The 453-nt window shown below is 69.8% G+C and carries 1 pseudogene; it reads right to left on the reverse strand.

Annotated features, from left to right (window positions below):
- Positions 1 to 453: pseudogene (locus G3I71_RS47430) on the reverse strand (allantoinase); the annotation flags it as partial.

Genomic DNA, 453 nt, shown 5'->3' on the forward strand with positions numbered 1-453 from the left:
GAGCGCGTCCCACAGGAGGTCCTGGTTGGCGGCCTCCCGGATGGGCGGGCAGCACTTGAACTCGCTGGCGCCGTCCGGGACTTCCTCGGCCGTCAGGGTGAGGAAGTGCGGGCAGGACTCGACGGTGATCCGGATGCCCTCGGCCTTCGCGGCGGCGATCAGCGGCAGCGCGTCGGAGGACGACAGGTGCAGCACGTGGACGCGGGCGTTCAGTCGGCGCGCCTGGTCGATCAGGTTCTGGATCGCGGTGTTCTCGGCGTCCTTGGGACGGGAGGCCAGGAAGTCGGCGTACTTGGGGCCGGGTTCTGTGGCGCGGACTCCAGGTGGTGCGGGTCCTCGGCGTGCACGATCATCAAGCCGCCGAAGCCGGTGATCTCCGCGAGGGAGGCGGCCAGTTGCTCCTGGTCGAGCTGGGGGAACTCGTCCACGCCCGACGGGGACAGGAAGCACTTG

This window comes from Streptomyces sp. SID12501 (assembly GCF_010550245.1).
GTDB lineage: Bacteria > Actinomycetota > Actinomycetes > Streptomycetales > Streptomycetaceae > Streptomyces.